The organism is Hydrogenophaga pseudoflava (genome assembly GCF_004353865.1).
GTDB classification, from domain to species: domain Bacteria; phylum Pseudomonadota; class Gammaproteobacteria; order Burkholderiales; family Burkholderiaceae_C; genus Hydrogenophaga; species Hydrogenophaga pseudoflava.
In genome coordinates, this window is the sequence record NZ_CP037867.1 from 3,412,324 (window position 1) to 3,430,417 (window position 18,094).

Consider the following 18,094-nt stretch of genomic DNA (forward strand, 5'->3'; position numbering starts at 1 on the left):
TCATGGCGCGACTCCCAGGATGAGCGAGCAGTTGCTGCCGCCAAAACCGAACGAGTTGCTCAACGCATGGCGCAGCGGCCGGTCTTCACCTCGCAACTGGTAGCGGATCGGTATCGACGGGTCGAGCGCGCCGGTGCCCGGGCTGCCGGGCAGGCGGCCATCGGTCAGCGCCATCGCGCAGACAAGGGCCTCGATGGCGCCAGCGGCGCCCAGGGTGTGTCCCATGTAGCCCTTGGTGGAGTTGCCCGGTACGGAGTCGCCGAACAGCGCGGCCACGGCCTTGCCCTCGGCGGCGTCGTTGGCCGGCGTGGCGGTACCGTGCAAGTTGATGTAGTCGATGTCAGAGGCCACAAGACCGGCCGAGCGCAGCGCCGCCTCCATCGCCAGCCGCGCGCCCAGGCCCTCGGGGTGCGGCGAGGACATATGGTACGCGTCGCTCGATTCGCCCACGCCCAGCAGCATCACCGTGCCCGAAGCGGGCGATGCGCTGCGCTCCAGCAAGGCGAAGGCCGCGCCCTCGCCGATGGAGATGCCGTCGCGCGATGCGTCGTAGGGCCGGCAGGGGTTCTTCGACGTGAGCTGCAGCGAGGCGAAACCGTAGAGCGTGGTCAGGCACAGCGTGTCGACACCGCCGACGATGGCCGCATCGATGGTGCCCAGCGCCAGCTGGCGCGCGGCGGCGGCAAACACCTTGGCGCTGGACGAGCAGGCGGTGGAGATCGCCATCGCCATGCCGGTGAGACCGAAGTGGTCGCGCGTGAACTCGGCCAGCGAGAACGCGTTGTGCGTGGTGCGGTAGTGGAAGTCGTCGGGCAGCGCGCCGGTGGCGGGATCGCGGTGGCGGTAGGCCAGCTCGGTCTGCAGGATGCCGGCCGTGCTGGTGCCCAGGAACACGCCGACGCGGTCCGCGCCGTATCGGGCGGTGGCCTCGCGCACGCGGTCGCCAAAACCGTCGGTTTCCAGACCCATGAGCGTGAGGCGGTTGTTGCGGCAGTCGTAGCGGGCCAGCGCCTCGGGCAGGCGCTGGTCGTCGACGCCGGCGACCTCGCCGATCCAGGTGTCGAGCCGCACCGTCTCGAAGGTGCATGGCGCCAGCGCCGAACGTTCGGCGCGCAGGGCCTCGCGGGTGGCGTCGATCCCGCGGCCGAGGCAGGTGGTGAGGGTGTAGGCGGAAAGCGCGAGCGGGGTCATGGGGCGCAGTGTAGGAAAACCGCCGTCAGCCGTGCTTGCGGCAGACCAGCATGACATTGGCGAAGGGCTTGCCCTCGCTCATCGGGGCAGACTCCACGTCGAAGCCGAGGTCCGTCAGCAGCGCGGTCCAGTCGGCCAGCGAGCGGCAGTACAGCTGCGGCAGCCGGTGGCCGCGGGCAAAGGTGACCACGTGGTCGACCCAGTTGGAGATGTGGAACGGCAGGCCGGCGCTGGCGTCGCCGATGCGGGTCAGGAACAGGCCGCCTTCGGGCAGTGCGGCGTGGATGCGCTTGAGCACCTTGGTCTGCTGGGCATGGTCGAAGTAGTGCAGCGCATCGAGAATCGTGACCGCGTCGACCTGGCCGAAGTCGACCGCGTTCATGTCGCCCTGCTCCACCCGCACCACCGGGTGGTCGCGGCCGAAGGTGTGGGCTGCGCGGTCGACGTCGTTCTGCATCAGCTCGACGCCCCGCATGCTGCGGAACCGGGGCGGCGCCGGCCAGTCGGCCTGCCACTGCCCCTGTTCGTGGAGCCGGCGGGCCGCCAGCAGCCACGCGAAGAGGCTGCCCTGGCCGCAGCCGAGGTCCAGCAGGCGGCCACCGGCCGGCAGCAGCCCGCGCCGCAGCATCTCGCGAAAGATCGGGTCGGTGCCCAGCTTGCCGCGGGCGTAGTGGTGGGCGAACGGCCCTCCGGAACGGAAGCCCTTGGTGGCCTCATCCAGCAGCAGAGGAAAGAAGGTCTGGCTCATTGCAGGGATTGTTGCAGGGTCACCGGCCGCAGCCGCTGCGCCCCCAGGGACTGCAGCAGCACCGGCAGGGTCGAGAGGATGACGGGCAGGCCGTCGGGCGTGAGCGCGGCGTGCCCGTCGTGCATCAGGAGGATGTCGCCAGCGCCCAGTCCGCGGGTCAGCCGCGCCAGCACCCGCTCCGGCCGGCCGTCGCGCGTGTCGTAGGGGCGCCGCGTCCAGGCCGCCAGCCGCAGGTCCAGCGACGCCAGCACCGGGTCGAGGAAGGGGTTGCGCAGCCCGGCGGTGGGCCGGAAAAACAGCGGCGCCTGGCCGGTGATGTCGGCCAGCGTGGCCTGTGCGGCAGCGATGTCGGCGCGCATGCGGCCAGGCCCGAACAGCGAGAACGCGTTGGAGTGCGAATCACCGTGGTTCTCCACCCGGTGGCCGCGCGCCACGATCTCGCGGCACAGCGCCGGGTGCAGACGGGCGCGCCAGCCGATGCAGAAAAAGGTGGCTCTGGCCTCCGCGGCATCCAGCAGGTCCAGCACCTGCGGCGTCACCTTCGGATCGGGCCCGTCGTCGATGGTCAGCGCAACCTCGCCGCGCGTCTGGGCGGCGGCCGGCAGGCGGGTCAGATTAGGACCCAGCAAGGTAGTCCGCGGCAGCAGGCCGGCGGTGGTGATCACCGCGTGGTTGGCCGCCACCGCACCCAGCACCCAGGGCCAGGACGAAGGGTCGACCACCGCACCCACCGCCGCGCCCGCGTGCAGCGCGGCAGACGCCTTTAGAAAAGGGGAAGGCGACCAGCGTCTGCTCATGCCAAGGCGTCGAAGTGGCCGGCGTCCAGAAAGCGCTGCCACAGCGGCAGCCAGGCCGACCAGTCGTGGTCGCCCGGCAGCACTTCGCAGCGCGGCAGCGGCAGGTGTTGTGCCAGCAGCGACATGCCGTCGGCAAACCGGTCCCGGTCGCCATAGCCCATGAACATCGGCACGGCCGGCGGCGGCGACAGCAGCCAGTGCCACAGACGCACGTCCGGGTCGCTCATCTGGTCGTCGGTCGCGATCCAGCTCGCCAGGCCACCGGCGCGCACGATGGCGTTGGTGGTGAGGCGCCCGCCCGCATAGGGCGCGAGCAGGCACAGGCCGTTCACCGCACCCACCTGCCCCGCCCAGCAGGACAGCGCCAGCTGCCCGCCACGCGATATGCCGCCCAGCCACACGCGCCGGTAGGTTTTGCGCGCGGGGGCCAGCCACTCGTCTTCGAGTCGCCGCAGCGCGATCCGGTTGTCGGCACCCTCGGCGTGCAGGTCGGGCGCCACCAGATCCAGCGCCAGGCGGCGTTTCGCCAACTCGTCGAACAGGCCGGCCTGCACCATGTGCTGCGGCGTCATCAGCGCCCCGGGCAGCATCAGCAGCAGGGTGTCGGCCCCCTGGAGCAGGCGCTCGGTCGGGTTCACGGCGCGGCCCCGCTTGGCGGGCGAGCAGGCTTCGGGTACACCAGCACGGCCGACAGCACCAGCGCCAGCAGCGCGCCCGGGCCCACGGTGATGCCCACCGCCTGCAGCACCGGCACGCTCGAACTCGCCAGCGTGCCGAAGCCGATCACGGTGGTCAGGACCGCCACACCCATCGACAGCAGGGTGGCCGGGTCCAGCGGTTCGCCTTCACCCGGGTGGTCGAGGAACAGCGCGTAGTTGGAACCGACCGCAAAGATCAGCAGCAGGCCCACCAGATGCAGCAGGTGCAGCCGCACGCCGGCCAGATTCAGCATCACCATCACCAGGCCCACCGCGAGCGCCAGCGTGAACAGCACGCGGGCCAGCCGCAGCACCGAGCGCAGCGAGACCGCGAGCAGCAGTGCGATGGCCAGCACACCCAGCAGGGACAACTCGACCGCCTCCTCGACATAGGTGGAATACAGGCCCTCGAACTCGGTCTTGAGGTCCACGAACAGGGCGCCGCTGCCATCCAGCACCTGCTCCACCGGCTGGGCCGGGATGGCGGCATCGGGGACACCAGGCGCCGGGCGCAGCGGCAGCATCACCGTCCAGTGCCCGTCCTTGCCGTGAATCAGCAGGGAGTCCACCGCCAGGGCCAGGGCGCTGCCGTCGAGGTCGGCACGGGTCATCGGCCCGGCGGCGCGCGCCGCCTCGGTGTCACTGATGAAGGGTTCGAGCCGCGCCGCGGACAGCGGGGCGTCCACCAGCGCCCGCTGCAGGCGCTCGCGCAGCACCTCGGCTGGCGGCAGGCTGGCCAGGCGCTGCTGCTGCAGCTCTGCGCTGGGCAGGAAGCGGGCGGGCGAGTCGTAGCCGCCGATGACGCCCTGCTCCACCAGCGCGTCCAGCCGCTGACCGGCCTTCTCGGCCGCCCGCAGGGCGGCTTCCTGGCTGTCGGCGCTGACCGTCACCAGGTAGCGCGCGTCGGGCGCCGCGAGGTCGGCGCGCATGCGCGCGTCGGCGTTCGCCTCGTCCGCGGTGACCGAGGACAGCGCGGACAGGTTGGCGCTCCAGAGGGCGTCGCGCTGGACCCAGAGGTAGGCCGCCACGGCCACCGCCAACCCCACCATCGCCCAGCGCAGACGATGCGCCTGCCCCAGCAGCGCCATCCAGCGCCGCACCCAGACCTCGTGCGCCGGCACGCGCAGGCCAGGCCCGGTCAGCGAAGGCAGCACGAAGCGCGTGACCAGCGCCGCCGTGACGACGCCCGAGAGCGCGTACAGACCCAGCTGGGCCAGCCCCGGGAAGCCCGAGAACAGCAGCGCGCCGAAGCCGATGGCCGTGGTCATCACGCCCAGCCGGATCGTCGGCCAGAACACCCGGCGCCACTGGTCCACGCCCTGGTGGCCGGCCTGAACAAAGTAGTAGATGGCGTAGTCCACCGCCTCGCCGATCAGCGCCGAACCGAAGCCCACCGTGACCCCGAACACCGTGCCGTGCACCAGGCTGACCATGGCGATGCCGGCCAGCGTGCCGCTGAGCACCGGGATCAGGCCCAGGGCCAGCAGCTTGAACGAACGGTAGACCCAGAACAGCACCAGCCAGATCGCGATCGAGCTCATCAGCGACAGGCGCTTGGCCTCGCTCTTGATGGTCTCGCGTGCCTGCACCGCGAACTGGCCCGGTCCGGACAGGACCATCGTCAGCGCGGAGTGGCCGGTCGACGCGCGCGCCTGCTCGAAGGCGGCGTGCACCTTGTCGATGGCCAGCGCCTGGCCATCGGTGTCCGAGCCAAGCACCCGCGTCTGCAGCAGCAGCATGGCGCGCTCGCCATCGCGTGAGGCCCAGACGCCGGCCCGCATCTGGGGCTGGGCGCCGGGGTTGAGCTGGCCCAGGATGGACAGCACCTCGCCGGTCGGATCGCGCGCCAGGTAGGGCTTGAGCAGCATGCCCGCGGGCGAGGACAGCAGGTCGATGGTGTCGGTCACTGCCGCGCGCAGGCCGTCCTCGGTGAAGCGCTCGGGCGCGACGGACGGGCTGAGCGCGTAGCGGTGCGCCAGCAGGCGGTCGCGCTCGCCCTCCAGGCCACCGGCCTCACCGTTCTGGACCGAGAGAAAGTCCGGGTCGGCCGCCAGCGCCTGGCGCAACGCCCGCGACACCGCCGCCCGCTGCTTCTCGTCGCCGCCCTCGACCGCCACCATCAGCAGGCGCGAGACGGACCCGTCCTGCAACTGCTCCACCAGGGCGCGCTGCTCGGCGCTGGGGTTCGAGGGCAGGAAGAACGACATGTCGGCCGTGAACCGGCTGTTCCAGACCACGGCCAGACCGGCCAGCATCAGCGCCAGCCAGACCAGGAAGACTCGGACCGCCGCGGACTTCACTGGGCCTCGATCGGGTCGATGCTGATTTCCGAGCGGTCGCCGTCGGCCTGGAGGTACTCGATGTGCCGCACCTGGTTCCGGCTGCCACTGACCGTGATGCGCTTGAGCAGCGCCAGGATGGTGTCGTCCCTGGGCACCAGGGTCAGCACCCAGCGCTGGCTTTCACCTTCCAGCGCGAGCGCGTAGTCCTGCTCCAGCGCCTTGCGGTTGCCCGATAGGGTGCTGCGGATGCTCTCGACGAAAGCCTGCGCCTCCGGGCGGTTGGCCAGGTGGATGGTGAACTTGCGCTTGTCGCGCTCCAGGCTCAGGGTGTCCTTGTCCAGCACCATGGTTTCGGGTTTGGGCAGCAGGGTGCGTTTTTCCAGCCGGTCCGGCGGGCTGAACAACATCTCGCCGCTGGCCCGCACCGGCTTGTCCAGCAGCGCCACATGGCGTGTCTCGACGAAACGCGCCCTCCCGCCCTTCTGCGTCGCCAGTTCGCTCATCAGCTGGTCGATGTCGAAGGCGGCCTGGGCACTGGTCCAGAGGCCCAGGCCCAGCAGGGCCAGCACAAAACGTCGCATCATTTTTTTTGCCAGAAATCGAAGAAATTGAACCAGTTGTAGGGGGCCTTGTGGCACAGATCGGCCAGGCTGTCGGCGTAGCGCTGCACCGCCTCGCGGATCGCGGCGTCGCGGCCACTGCGTTCGACCTTGGAAAAGTCGGCCAGTTCGACGAAATGCAGCTCGTAGCGGTTGCCGCCCAGATAGAGACCGGCCATCAGGAACACCGGCCGGCGCAGCATCGCCGCCATGCGCCAAGGCCCCAGCGGGAATGCAGCGGGAGAGCCCAGGAACTCCACCTCGTGCGTGGCGTCATCGCCCAGCGAACGGTCGGCCAGCATGCCCACCAGATAGCCCTGGTCGAGTTTGTCGCGCGCCTCCAGCATCGACTCCATCTGCCCCAGGGAAATGATATCTTGCATCGCCTTGGGGTTGATCGCGGCCAGCGTGGCGTTGATCTTGCGGGCGTTCTGCTCGTACATCATCATCGCGACCTTGAGCCCCTCCTTGCCACGCCCCATGGCGCGCAGCACCTCGAAGCTGCCCAGGTGTGCCCCGACCAGCAAGGCCCCGGGCTGGCTGCGCACCGATTCGATCAGCGCCTCGCCACCGTGGACCTCGATGTCGAACACGTCGAAGCGGTCGTTGAGCAGGTAGATGCGGTCGTGGATGGTGCTGGCGAAACTGAACACATGCCGGAAGCCGTCGCGCCAGAGCGCCCAGCGGCCCAGCACCCGGCGAAGATAGGCCCGGCTGGCCCGGCGCGCGGCCGGCGCAAACAGCACGAAGTACGCCGCAATGACGTGCAGAACGACGCGGCCGATGCCCCGGCCGAAGGTCAGCGAAATCCAGACCATCAGGCGCAGGATCGCCAGGTTGCTGCGCTCCTGGCGCCGCATCCACTCGGGCTGGGCGCTGTCCGGGGGGGCGGGAAGGCTCATGGCGCGGGTGGCAACAAACCGCCGGACGCCACCTCGCGGTCGCCACAGTGCACCGAGAAGGCCAGACCGCCCCGCGCACCGTCGCGCAGCGCGAAGACCAGCTCATCGTCCGGGCCACAGGGGCTGAGGAACTTCACCTGCGTGACCTGCCAACCGGCCAGCGGACCGCCCCGCAGCCGCTGGGCCATCTGCGCCACACGGTCGAGCAGCACCACCCCCGGCACGATGGGATGGCCGGGAAAGTGACCGGCAAAGGCCGGGTGGTCGGCGGGCACGCGCCAGGCCTGCTCAAACAGCGTCATGATCGCCCCCTCGCCCCACATACCGGCGGTGCAGCGCCTGCAGCGTCGAACGCATGAGCTTGCCGGTGCTGTTGCGCGGCAGGGCGTCGACGAACACCAGGGGCCGCGGCAGGAACACGCGATCGATGCGCTGGCGCAGTGCCGACTGCAAGGTCCGCGACGACACACCGGGCGCGACGACAAAAGCGGTGAGACGGGTGATGCCATCGGCGGACCGGTCGGCCTCGTCGGGCAGGAAGAAAGCCCCCTCCTGCACCCCCTCGATGGCGCACAGCTGGTGGTTGAGATAGGCCAGCGAGCTGCGCTTGCCCGCGATGTTGACCAGGTCGGCATGGCGGCCGTGCAGGAGGAAGCGCCCTCCGTCCTGCAACTCGATGATGTCCGACAGTGGCACCACGCCTTCCACATGCCCCTCGCAGGCGCTGGTGGTGTCGGCGTCCTGCACCAGCCGCACGCCGGGCAGGAGCTGCCAGACGGCGCCAGCGGTGGTGCGGCGGGTGGCCAGCTGGCCCGACTCGGTCGATCCGTAGATCTCGTGCACCGGTGCGCCACTGTGCGCTTCGACCCGGGCCGCGAGTTCGGTGCACAGCGGCGCGGTCGCCGACAGGCAGATGTCCAGGGCCGGCCAGTCCAGACCGGAGGCCAGCAGGGTGCCCAGGTGGTAGGGTGTGGTCACCAGCATGCGCGGCTGCGGCACGGCGGCCAGCGCGTCGACCACGTCCTGCGGAAAGAACGGTTTGCCGCTCCAGAAGCTGCACCCGCCATGCAGCGCCAGCAGGAAGGTCGACTCGAAACCGTAGCTGTGCTGCACCGGCACTGTGCCGACCAGCACATGCGGCCGTCGGTCCAGCCCGAGCGCCACCGCTTCGGCACGGCCGTTCTGCACCAGACGGCCCCAGGTCTTGGCGTGCGGCTGCGGCAGGCCGGTGGACCCGGAGGTGAACAGGATCGCGACCACACGGTCCGCGTCGATCTCGGGGACACGGTCCACCGACACGCGGGTCAAGGCAGCGAGATCCGGGAACGGCAGGCTCGGCAGCCCGGCCACGTCGAACGGCCCGTCGACCACGGCGAAACAGCCAGGATGTTCCTGCGCCAGACGCTGCAGCGTCTCGGCCGAATGGGACGACGGCTGCAGGCTGACCTTGTCCGTCAGCAAGCAGGCCGCGAACAGCACCGCGAAGTGGTAGCGGTCTTCACAGAGGTTGAGCACACCGGCGCCGGCCGGCAGCAGCGCCGCCACGGCCTGGGCATCGGCGAGGAACTCGCGCACCCGCACCGGCCCGGAAGCACGCCAGGCCAGGACATCGTCCAGCCCGTGACCGGTGATCGGCTTCACTTGGTGCGCTGGCTCGCGATGTGTTCCGAGAGGGAGCGCAGCGAGGCGAAGATCTTGACGTTGTTCTCGTTGTCCGACTTGAGCTGGAAGCCGTACTGCTTGGAAATGACCAGCGAGATCTCCAGCATGTCGATCGAGTCCAGCCCCAGACCTTCGCCATAGAGCGGATCGTCGGGCTGGATGTCTTCGGGCGTCACGTCGAGGTTGAGCGCCTCGACGATCAGGGCGGCGACCTCGGCCATGAGGTCGTTCAGGGGAGTCTGTGGGGCTTGGGACATGGTCGGTCTCGGTGAATCAGGGGGCGGGCGCGGCGCGGAACGCCAGCACGGCGTTGCTCCCGCCGAAGGCAAAGGAGTTGGACAGCGCGGCCCTTAGCGGCACGCCTTCGCGCCCTTCGAACACGTGGTCCACCCCTTCGCAGGCGGGATCCAGCCGCCCCTGGAGGTGGGCCGTCGGGGGAATGGCTCCTTCGCGCAGGGCCAGCACGGTGGCCAGGGCCTCGATCGCGCCGGCGGCACCGAGCAGGTGGCCATGCATGGACTTGGTGGCGCTGACCGCCAGGCGCGGGGCCCGGTCGCCGAACACCTGGCGCAGGGCCGTGACTTCAACCGGATCGCCCTCGACCGTCGCGGTGCCGTGGGCGTTGACGTAGCCAATCTCGTCCACCCCGAGCCCGCTGTCGGCCAGCGCTGCGCGCAGGGCCCGCGCCTGGCCATCGGCCTCGGGGCGCACCAGGTGGCTGCGGTCGCAGCTGGACCCGTAACCGACGATCTCGGCGTGGATGCGGGCGCCCCGGGCCACCGCATGGTCCCAGTCTTCCAGCACCATGGCGGCGCCCCCCTCGCCCAGCACCAGTCCGGCGCGATCGGAGGAAAAGGGCCGGCAGGCCATGAAGGCGGTGTCCTCGTTGCCCGGCGCCACCAGGCGCATGGCTTCCCAGGCCTTGGCCACACCGTAGGCCTGCGTGGCATCGGAACCACCGGTGATGGCCACCGTGGCATCGCCGTCGCGCACGCGGCGAAAGGCCTCGCCGATGGCCACCGTTGAGGACGCACAGGCCACCGTGTGGCTCATGCTGATGCCACCGAGCCCGAGCTGGATCGACAGGTGGGCGTTGACGGCGTTGTTCATGCCCATGACCACCGACAGGGGCGACAGGCGCTCGCGTCCGTTCTGCCACAGGTCGCGGTAACCCTTCTCGAAGGCCAGGATGCCGCCGAGGGCGGTGCCCCAGATGCAAGCCCAGTTCTCACGCTCGGCCGGATCGGCCGCCAGGCGCTCCAGGCCGGCGTCCCGCCAGGCATCGAATGCCGATGCCACGCCCAGGTGTGCAAACCGTTCCATCATGCCGGCCAGGGGCTTGCCCAGGGCCGCACCCGCATCGAAACCGCTGCAGGTGACAAAAGGCATGTTCAGGGGACGGGGCTTGTCCTCGGTCTGCAGCAGGCGCACGGCCGAGCGGCCTGCCAGCAGGTGTGCGAAGAAGGCATCGACGCCGTCTCCGTACGGGCTGACCATGCCAAGGCCCGTGATGGCGACTCGGCGGCGGGTCATGGTCGGCCGGTCTTGGCAGCCTGCAGCGAATCGATCAGGATCACCATGTCGCCGACCGTCTTGGGGGGCGGCACATTGGAATCGATCGAGATGCCCAGGCGGTCTTCCGCCTCGAACATCAGTTCTGCCAGCATCAGCGAGTCCACGCCGATGTCCGCCAGGCGCGCCTCATGGACGACCAGTTGCGGATCGGCGCCCAGTCGCTCGTGAAGGAATTGACGGATCAGTTCGGTCGATTGCATGACATACATTTCATGGCTGGCCAGTGGCCTGACACCGGCGCCGGACGCGGAACCCAGATGGACCGCAGGGCCAGCACGAAGCCCGGCGCAGACCGCCGAACATCTCATTTTTGGAAGCTTTCGATTGTACAGCCCGCACCTTCGGGGACCCGGTCCCCTCGCCCTGACATGATCCCCTCGATGGAGACCCTGGCGCCGGCCGCCGAGGGCTGGTGGTCGCGGGTATGGCAACGCATCTGTTTCCAGACCTGGCTCAAGGCCATCGGCACCAGCGCCTTCATGTTCCTGTTCTTCCGCGCCTATTTCGCGCTGCTGGAGAACCCGCAGGCCGATCCCACGGTCATGCCCGAAATCTGGCTGGACCACTGGGTGCAGTTCACCCCCTCAGCGTTTCCGGTCTACCTGTCGCTCTGGGTCTATGTGTCGCTCGCACCCGCCCTGATCGGCAACCTCCGGGCCCTGATCTGGTTCGGCGTGTGGGTCGGCGCGCTGTGCCTGACCGGACTGGCCATTTTCTGGGCTTGGCCCACGCAGACGCCGGTGTTCGACGTCGACTGGGCGCTCTACCCGGGCCTGGCCCTGATCAAGGGCGTGGACGCCGCGGGCAACGCCTGCCCGTCGCTGCACGTGGCCTCGGCGGTCTTCAGCGCCTGCTGGCTGCACCGCCTCCTGCGCCAGCTCCGGACGCCGGTCTGGGTGCTGTGGCTGTCCGCGCTGCATTGCGTGGCCATCGCCTGGTCGACCATGGCCACCCTGCAGCACGTAGCGCTGGACGTGCTGGGCGGCGCCGCGCTGGGGTTGCTGTTTTCGGCCGCGTCCCTGGCCCACATCCGGGACACGACCCCGCGCCCCCTCAGTCCCGCAAGACTTTGAGCACTTCGGAGTGAAACTCGCGGCTGTAGAGAATGGCCACCACGGCCATGGTGCCCAGCACCATCGCCAGCGGCGAGATGAACCACGCCAGCGCCGCGAACGAGAAGTAGTAGGCGCGCAGGCCGTCGTTGAAGGTTTCGGCGGCGGCGCCCACCATGGCCGCCGCCCGGTGGGCGTACTCCTGGGCATCGAACTTGCCGGACTGGAAATCGGACGGCGGCGGCATGGATCCGATCACCAGCGCCACAAACGTGTACTGCCGCATGCACCAGGAAAAGCGGAAGAAGGCGTAGACGAAGATGCTCACGAGCACGAGGATCTTGAACTCGAAGACGATCAGCGGCGTCGCCTGGGCGAACGGGATCTCGCTCATCAGCTCGGTCGCCTTGTCGGTGGTGCCCAGCAGGGCGAACAGACCACCGATGACCAGAATGGACGTGGAAGAAAAGAACGCCGGCGTGTTGGAAAGGGTCTGCGTAATCAGACCATCGAGCATGCGCGGGTCGCGCATCGCCGCCTGCTTCATCCAGTAGCCCCGGTAGCGGTTGGTGGTGATCAGCAGCGAGGACCGGCGCTGCCCGAGCACCTTGGCGAACCAGGCGTAGCCCACCCACAAGGCAAAAAAGCAGACCAGCGCCAGCCAGTCTGCCCAGGGGAGGATCGAGAAGATTTTCATGGCCGGGATGGTAAGGCCCATCCCGGCCACGGACACAGGTGCCGACCCGTGGTCAGCCCTTGAATTTCGCAGCCACAGACGCCACCCGCTCACCGAACAGGCGGGCCGTCTCCAGATCGCCCGGCAGCATGTCGGCGGCGCCGGCATCGGATGGCGACTGGGCGATGGCGCCGCTGTAGCTCACCAGGTAGTTCACGTCGTTGCGCTGCGCGCCCTTGGTGTTGCTGGGCATCAGGCCCTGGCTGACCCAGATCATCCCGTGCTGCATGGCCAGGGTGAACAGGGTGTTCAGCGTCTGCAACTTGTCGCCGTTCATGCCAGCGCTGTTGGTGAAGCCTGCGGCCACCTTGTCTTTCCATTTCTGGGCAAACCAGGGCTTGCTGGAAGCGTCGGCGAACTTCTTGAACTGCCAGCTCACCGAGCCCATGTAGGTCGGCGAGCCGAAGATGATCGCGTCGGCCGCATCCAGCGTTTCCCAGCCACCTTCGGGCAGGTTGCCATCGGCGTCGATCGCCAGCAGCTCCGCGTCAGCGCCCTGGGCCACCGACTGCGCCATGCGCTGGGTGTGACCGTAACCCGAGTGATAGACCACGACAACTTTTGCCATTTGTGACTCCTGAGTGAATGCGCCGGAGCGCGGGATGGTGAAAAGAGACAGAGGGCCAGGCCCTGCTCACTGGGACAGATCGAACACCAGCACCTCGGCGCTGTCGCCGTGTTCGAGCACGATGCGCTCCTCCTGGGCCAGCAGCGCGGCGTCGCCACCCTGCAGGCGCTGGCCGTTGACATCGAGCGCGCCACGGACGAGGTGCACATAGGCCTTGCGCGCCGGGTCGATGGCCAGCTCGGCGCGCTGCTCACCGTCGAACAGCCCGGCGTGCAGCGAGGCGTCGGCGTGGATGGTGACCGAGCCCTGCGCACCATCGGGCGACGCCACCAGGCGCAGCCGGCCGGTCTTCTCCGCCGCGTCGAAGGCCTTCTGCTCGTAGCCGGGCTCGATGCCGCGCCGGGACGGCTCGATCCAGATCTGCAGGAAGTGCGTCACGCTGTTCGGCGCATGATTGAACTCGCTGTGCATCACGCCGGTGCCGGCGCTCATGCGCTGCACCTCCCCCGGCGGGATGCCCTTGACATTGCCCATGCTGTCCTTGTGCGCCAGGTTGCCCTGCAGCACGTAGCTGATGATTTCCATGTCGCGGTGACCATGCGTGCCGAAACCGGTGCCCGGGGCGATCCGGTCTTCGTTGATCACGCGCAGGTTGCCCCAGCCCATCCAGGCCGGGTCGTGGTAGCCCGCGAACGAAAAGGAGTGGTGGCTCTTGAGCCAGCCGTGGTCGGCATAACCACGGTCCTGGGAGCGGCGGATTTTCATCATGTGGGTCTCCTGCTGGCGCCGACAGAGTGCCGGCATGGGAGTCATTGTGGGCACGGCGCCCACCTGGGAGGTCGCAGGAAATTGTTGGCACCATTCAATCCAGTTGAATGAAAATGTCTCCACAACCACTTTCCCGATGGTGATTCCATGGCCTCCACCGCCCCCCGGTCTGCCCTGTCTCCGGAAAACCTGGGCCTGCTCGAAGCGGTCGCGCGACTGGGCAGCATGGCCGCCGCGGCCCGTGAGCTGGGCATGGTGCCCAGCGCCCTGACCTACCGCGTGCGGCAGGTCGAGGACGCGCTGGACGTGCTGCTGTTCGACCGCAGCGCGCGCCGCGCCCAGCTCACCCCCGCCGGGGCCGAACTGCTGCGTTCGGGCCAGTACCTGCTGGACGAACTCGATGCGGTGGCCCAGCGCGTCAAGCGGGTCGCCACCGGCTGGGAGCCGCAGCTGACCATCGCCACCGACGCGGTCATGGCTCGCAGCACGCTGTTTGAACTGTGCGAGGCGTTCTACGCCACGGGCGCCCCGACCCGGCTGAAGATCCGGGCCGAAACCCTCTCGGGCACGCTGGAGGCGCTGCGGGGTGGCCTGGCCGACCTGGCGCTCGGGGTGTCGGCCGACGCCTCGCTACCGGACATCCAGACCGCGCCGATGGGCCAGCTGCGCTTCGTGTTCGCGGTGGCGCCGCACCACCCGCTGGCGGACATCGAGCACAGCATCGGGGACGACGAAATCCGCCCGCACCGGGCGGTGGCGGTGGCCGACAGCACCCAGCGCGGCAACGGGCAGTCGTTCAACATCCTGCCCGGGCAAGACGTGCTCACCGTGCCGACCATGCAGCACAAGCTCGAAGCCCAGCTGCGCGGCCTGGGCTGTGGCTTCCTGCCCTTGCCACTGGCCCAGCCCTACATCTCGGCTGGCCACCTGGTGGTCAAGGCGGTCCAGCGCCCCAACCACGTCTTCCGCGTCGGCTATGCCTGGCGCCGGCCGCACAGCGGCGAGGCCGGCCAGGCCATGCGCTGGTGGCTGGAACGCCTGCAGCACCCGACCACCCGCAGCGCCCTGCTGGAAAACCATCACGTGGGTTGAGGCGCCGCAAGCCTGCAACCGCATCTGCACTGCTACAGTGCTCTCATCCCAACCCACTGCGCCACACCATGAACAACAAGAAGGCTCCCAGCAAACGCACGACCTCTGCCCGGGCTCCCAAGGTGACCGAGCCGCTGCACTTTGCAGTGATCGGCGCAGGCATGGCCGGCGTGGCGTGCGCGCGAACACTGCTGCAGGCAGGCCACCGCGTCTCGGTGTTCGAAAAGAGCCGCGGCTTTGGCGGCCGCATGGCGACCCGCAGCACCGAGTTCGGCGGCTTCGACCACGGCGCCCAGTACTTCACGGTGCGGGACAGCCGCTTTGCCCGCGTGCTGCTGACCGCCCAGGCCCAGGTGCGCCCCTGGAGCGTGAGCACGGTGCGCGTGCTCGACGCCTTCGGCCATGTGCTGGCCAGCGCCCCGCCGCCCACCGAACCCCACTTCGTCGCCGTGCCGGGCATGAGCGGCCTGGTGCACCACTGGGCCCAGCCCCTGGCCCAGCCCGAACTGCACGGTCACCTGCCGGCCCGCACCTTCACCAGCACCCGCGTCCACCACATCGAGCGCGACGCGCTGCACCCCGAGCAGTGGCAGCTGCGGGCCGAAGACGCCGATGGTGGCCAGATGGTGATCGGCGGCTTCGACCGCGTGCTGCTGGCCGTGCCGCACATGCAGGCGCACGACCTGCTGCAGTCCTCCGGCCTGGCCCCCGACCTGCGCCAGGCGCTCACCGAGGTGCAGGTGGCGCCCTGCTGGACGCTGATGGTGGCCTATCCCAACGCGATGCAGCCGGGCCTGGCGCACCTGGGCCCGCAGTGGAACGCCGCGCGCAGCACCCACCACCGCATCAGCTGGCTCGCCCGCGAGAACAGCAAGCCCGGGCGCGAGCGCATCGAGCGCTGGACCGTGCAGGCCAGCCCGGCCTGGTCCACCAAACACCTGGAAGACGATGCCGAGCGCGTCAAGGCCAAGCTGCTCAAGGGCTTCGCCGAGATCACGGGCATCCGCGCCACGCCACCCCACGCCGTCGTGCACCGCTGGCGCTACGCGCAGACCCAGACCCCGCTGGGCCGATCGCACCTGTTCGACCCGGCGCTGGGCATCGGCCTATGTGGCGACTGGTGCCTGGGCCACCGGGTCGAGGACGCCTTCGTGTCCGGGCTCGAACTGGCGCTTGCGGTGATCTGACACAACCGTGGCATCCGGCTACCGCGGACGTTTCGCCCCCTCTCCTACCGGCCCGCTGCACGCGGGTTCCCTGGTCGCGGCGCTGGCCAGCTGGCTGGATGCGCGGGCACACGGCGGGGCGTGGCTGGTGCGCATCGAAGACGTGGACACGCCTCGCTGCGTGCCCGGGGCCGACCGGCTCATCCTTGAACAGCTGGCCGCCTGCGGCCTGGTGTCCGACGAGCCCGTGTGCTGGCAATCCACGCGCGGCGCCCACTACCAGGCGGCGCTGGACCGGTTGATCGCACAAGGCGATGCCTACCCCTGCGCCTGCTCGCGCAAGGACATCGAAGCCGCCCTGCACGCCGCCGGCCGACACCGCGAACGCCACCACGCCGCCGTCTACCCCGGCACCTGCCGGCCCGAGCGCGGCGGCCTGCAGGGCAAGGCGGCTCGCGCCTGGCGGCTGCAGGTCTACCCCGGTGAGATGCACTGGCAGGACCGGCGCCTCGGGGCTCAGCAGCAGGACGTGGCCGCCGAGGTGGGCGACTTCGTGCTGCGCCGGGCCGATGGCCTCTGGGCCTACCAGCTGGCGGTCGTGGTCGACGACGCCGCACAGGGCATCACCCACGTGGTGCGCGGCGAGGATCTGGCCGACAACACGCCGCGCCAGATCCTGCTGCAGCGTGCCCTGGGCCTGCCCACGCCCTCGTACCTGCACACACCCCTGGTGCGGGACGCCAGCGGAGATAAGCTGAGCAAGCAGAACGGGGCCAAGGCCCTGGACCTGCGCGATCCGCTGGCGGCGCTTCAGACCGCGGCCGCGGTGCTGGGCCTGCCGGGTGCGGCCGGCCCACTGCACGAGGCGCTGGCCCGCTGGACCCGCGCCTGGCCCTGGCGCGAACCGATCACCGGCTGACGCGGGATCAGGTCCGGACCTTGCCGTCGCCGGTCAGCATCGAGAGCTCGACAAACGACGACGCGACGTGGTCTTTCGGGCCGAGGGAGATCGCATAGCCCTCGAACGAGGTGTCGCCAATTGCCTCCAGCCCGCTGATCAGACCGTCGCGGCCCGAACGGCCGCCCGCGCGCCGCAGGCCTTCGGCCACCAGCCTGGCGGCGAGATAGCCTTCCAGGCTGGAGAAGTTGGCCTGCACCTTGTTGCCGCCCTGGGCGATGGCGTCCCTGAACTCGCGGGTGATGGGTTTGGCGGTGCTGAACGGGTTGGGCACCACCTGCGACACCACCACGCCGGCCCCGTCCTTGCCCAGCTCATCGGCCAGCGCCTGCGTGCCCACGAAAGACACGTTGTAGAAGCTGCCGCCGAAGCCGGCCTTGCGTGCCGCGCGGATGTACGCGGCGCAGGATTTGTAGGCGCTGATCTGCACCACGGCCTGCGGGTTGGCGGCGTTGATGGTGGCCACCGCCGCCGCCACGTCCACGCTGTTGCGCTCGACCGTGCCGGTCGCCACCGGCTTGAGGCCGCGGCTGGCCAACGCCAGCACGGTGCCGTCCAGACCGGCCTTGCCATAGGCATCGTTCTGGTGGAACACCGCGACCCGGGTCAGCCCGAGGTTGACCAGGTTCTTGACGATCAGCTCGGTCTCGTCGTTGTACGAGGCCCGCAGGTGAAAGGCCATGCGGTTGAACGGCTGGCGCAGCGACATGGCGCCGGTGAACGGGGCGATGAACGGCATGTCGGCCTTGGTCGCCAGCGGCAGCGCCGCCACGCTGGTGGGCGTGCCGATATAGCCGAACAGCGCGAACACGTCCTTGTCCAGCAGCTTCTGGGTGTTCTCTGCGCAGCGGTCCGGCTCGTAACCGTCGTCCATCTGCTCGATCTCGACCCGGGCCCGGCCCGAGCCCTGGGCGTTGTACTGGTCAAAGAACAGCTTGGCGCCTGCGTGGAACTGGATGCCCAACTGGGCGGCCGCGCCGGTGAAGGCGGCCGACTGGCCCAGCACGATGCGGTTGGACGACTGCGCCCGCAGCGCGGGCACCGCCAGGGCGGCGGCTCCGGCGATGCCACCGGCAAAGGCTCGGCGGGTCAGGCCGCGGCGGATGGAAGAGGTGTGGTGTGTCATGAATTCCCAACGAAGATGCCGCGAATGCTAACCATGGCTCACACCTTGTGAAGCAACTTTCATACGCCCGATGGGACCGCCCATCGCGCAGTCCGGCAAGGCACATTCTTTTTCAGTACAGCACCGCACCTACAATCACGCACCCCGGGCGATCCATGGCCTGCGGCAGCCTCA

Annotated in this window: 20 protein-coding genes; 4 read left to right on the forward strand and 16 right to left on the reverse strand. The window is 69.4% G+C overall.

What is annotated here, in order from left to right; all coding sequences use genetic code 11:
• From HPF_RS16360 to HPF_RS16410, 12 genes are read right to left on the reverse strand one after another with little or no spacing between them, the layout of a single operon-like run.
• Nucleotides 1–1,191, reverse strand: coding sequence for a beta-ketoacyl-[acyl-carrier-protein] synthase family protein (locus tag HPF_RS16360; RefSeq protein WP_133157213.1), 1,191 nt, complete (start codon nucleotides 1,189–1,191; stop codon nucleotides 1–3).
• Between the two features lie 25 nt (nucleotides 1,192–1,216).
• Nucleotides 1,217–1,939, reverse strand: a complete 723-nt coding sequence (locus HPF_RS16365) for an SAM-dependent methyltransferase (protein ID WP_127804991.1) — start codon at nucleotides 1,937–1,939, stop codon at nucleotides 1,217–1,219.
• Nucleotides 1,936–2,736, reverse strand: a complete 801-nt coding sequence (locus tag HPF_RS16370) for a polysaccharide deacetylase family protein (RefSeq protein WP_133157214.1) — start codon at nucleotides 2,734–2,736, stop codon at nucleotides 1,936–1,938. The genes HPF_RS16365 and HPF_RS16370 overlap by 4 nt, the downstream gene beginning before the upstream one ends.
• On the reverse strand, nucleotides 2,733–3,374 hold the full coding sequence (locus HPF_RS16375; RefSeq protein ID WP_207959177.1) for a hypothetical protein: 642 nt from the start codon (nucleotides 3,372–3,374) through the stop codon (nucleotides 2,733–2,735). Before HPF_RS16375 ends, HPF_RS16370 begins: the two co-directional genes overlap by 4 nt.
• Nucleotides 3,371–5,734 (reverse strand): MMPL family transporter, encoded by a 2,364-nt coding sequence (locus HPF_RS16380; RefSeq protein WP_207959179.1) that lies wholly within the window; start codon nucleotides 5,732–5,734, stop codon nucleotides 3,371–3,373. The genes HPF_RS16375 and HPF_RS16380 overlap by 4 nt, the downstream gene beginning before the upstream one ends.
• Nucleotides 5,731–6,300 carry a LolA family protein gene (locus tag HPF_RS16385; RefSeq protein WP_079367193.1) on the reverse strand — a complete coding sequence of 190 codons (570 nt, stop codon included), beginning with the start codon at nucleotides 6,298–6,300 and terminating at the stop codon, nucleotides 5,731–5,733. Before HPF_RS16385 ends, HPF_RS16380 begins: the two co-directional genes overlap by 4 nt.
• Nucleotides 6,297–7,217, reverse strand: coding sequence for an LpxL/LpxP family acyltransferase (locus HPF_RS16390; RefSeq protein ID WP_207959181.1), 921 nt, complete (start codon nucleotides 7,215–7,217; stop codon nucleotides 6,297–6,299). The genes HPF_RS16385 and HPF_RS16390 overlap by 4 nt, the downstream gene beginning before the upstream one ends.
• Nucleotides 7,214–7,519: a 3-hydroxyacyl-ACP dehydratase FabZ family protein gene (locus tag HPF_RS24165; protein ID WP_165961729.1), complete on the reverse strand. Its 306-nt coding sequence runs from the start codon at nucleotides 7,517–7,519 to the stop codon at nucleotides 7,214–7,216. Before HPF_RS24165 ends, HPF_RS16390 begins: the two co-directional genes overlap by 4 nt.
• Complete coding sequence (locus HPF_RS16395; RefSeq protein WP_165961730.1) at nucleotides 7,506–8,858, reverse strand: AMP-binding protein; 1,353 nt, start codon at nucleotides 8,856–8,858, stop codon at nucleotides 7,506–7,508. The genes HPF_RS24165 and HPF_RS16395 overlap by 14 nt, the downstream gene beginning before the upstream one ends.
• Nucleotides 8,855–9,136, reverse strand: a complete 282-nt coding sequence (locus HPF_RS16400; protein ID WP_066158346.1) for a phosphopantetheine-binding protein — start codon at nucleotides 9,134–9,136, stop codon at nucleotides 8,855–8,857. The genes HPF_RS16395 and HPF_RS16400 overlap by 4 nt, the downstream gene beginning before the upstream one ends.
• 16 nt (nucleotides 9,137–9,152) lie before the next feature.
• Nucleotides 9,153–10,412 carry a beta-ketoacyl-[acyl-carrier-protein] synthase family protein gene (locus HPF_RS16405; protein WP_133157215.1) on the reverse strand — a complete coding sequence of 420 codons (1,260 nt, stop codon included), beginning with the start codon at nucleotides 10,410–10,412 and terminating at the stop codon, nucleotides 9,153–9,155.
• Nucleotides 10,409–10,654 carry a phosphopantetheine-binding protein gene (locus HPF_RS16410; RefSeq protein WP_133157216.1) on the reverse strand — a complete coding sequence of 82 codons (246 nt, stop codon included), beginning with the start codon at nucleotides 10,652–10,654 and terminating at the stop codon, nucleotides 10,409–10,411. Before HPF_RS16410 ends, HPF_RS16405 begins: the two co-directional genes overlap by 4 nt.
• Nucleotides 10,655–10,822: 168 nt before the next feature.
• Here HPF_RS16410 and HPF_RS16415 point away from each other — a divergent pair, with 168 nt between their 5' ends.
• On the forward strand, nucleotides 10,823–11,527 hold the full coding sequence (locus tag HPF_RS16415) for a phosphatase PAP2 family protein (protein WP_241559724.1): 705 nt from the start codon (nucleotides 10,823–10,825) through the stop codon (nucleotides 11,525–11,527).
• On the opposite strand, the gene HPF_RS16420 is transcribed toward HPF_RS16415, so the two are convergent.
• From HPF_RS16420 to HPF_RS16430, 3 genes are all read right to left on the reverse strand, one after another.
• A complete protein-coding gene (locus HPF_RS16420; protein WP_066158472.1) occupies nucleotides 11,508–12,203 on the reverse strand; it encodes a DUF599 domain-containing protein in 696 nt (231 codons plus the stop codon). The two genes, HPF_RS16415 and HPF_RS16420, sit on opposite strands and share 20 nt — an antisense overlap.
• Before the next feature lie 52 nt (nucleotides 12,204–12,255).
• Nucleotides 12,256–12,810 (reverse strand): flavodoxin family protein, encoded by a 555-nt coding sequence (locus tag HPF_RS16425; RefSeq protein WP_066158339.1) that lies wholly within the window; start codon nucleotides 12,808–12,810, stop codon nucleotides 12,256–12,258.
• A gap of 66 nt (nucleotides 12,811–12,876) precedes the next feature.
• Entirely contained in the window at nucleotides 12,877–13,578 is a 702-nt protein-coding gene (locus tag HPF_RS16430) for a pirin family protein (RefSeq protein ID WP_066158337.1), read from the reverse strand.
• Nucleotides 13,579–13,725: 147 nt separating this feature from the next.
• Between HPF_RS16430 and HPF_RS16435 the strand changes: the two genes are divergently transcribed.
• From HPF_RS16435 to gluQRS, 3 genes are all read left to right on the forward strand, one after another.
• Complete coding sequence (locus HPF_RS16435; RefSeq protein WP_066158335.1) at nucleotides 13,726–14,670, forward strand: LysR family transcriptional regulator; 945 nt, start codon at nucleotides 13,726–13,728, stop codon at nucleotides 14,668–14,670.
• 68 nt (nucleotides 14,671–14,738) lie between these two features.
• Nucleotides 14,739–15,857 carry an NAD(P)/FAD-dependent oxidoreductase gene (locus HPF_RS16440; protein ID WP_133157217.1) on the forward strand — a complete coding sequence of 373 codons (1,119 nt, stop codon included), beginning with the start codon at nucleotides 14,739–14,741 and terminating at the stop codon, nucleotides 15,855–15,857.
• A gap of 7 nt (nucleotides 15,858–15,864) precedes the next feature.
• The gene (gene gluQRS, locus HPF_RS16445) at nucleotides 15,865–16,755 is read left to right on the forward strand and encodes a tRNA glutamyl-Q(34) synthetase GluQRS (protein WP_133157218.1); all 891 of its coding nucleotides are present in this window, start codon (nucleotides 15,865–15,867) and stop codon (nucleotides 16,753–16,755) included.
• A gap of 7 nt (nucleotides 16,756–16,762) precedes the next feature.
• On the opposite strand, the gene HPF_RS16450 is transcribed toward gluQRS, so the two are convergent.
• Nucleotides 16,763–17,920 carry an ABC transporter substrate-binding protein gene (locus HPF_RS16450; protein ID WP_066158331.1) on the reverse strand — a complete coding sequence of 386 codons (1,158 nt, stop codon included), beginning with the start codon at nucleotides 17,918–17,920 and terminating at the stop codon, nucleotides 16,763–16,765.
• Between the last annotated feature and the right edge of the window lie 174 nt (nucleotides 17,921–18,094).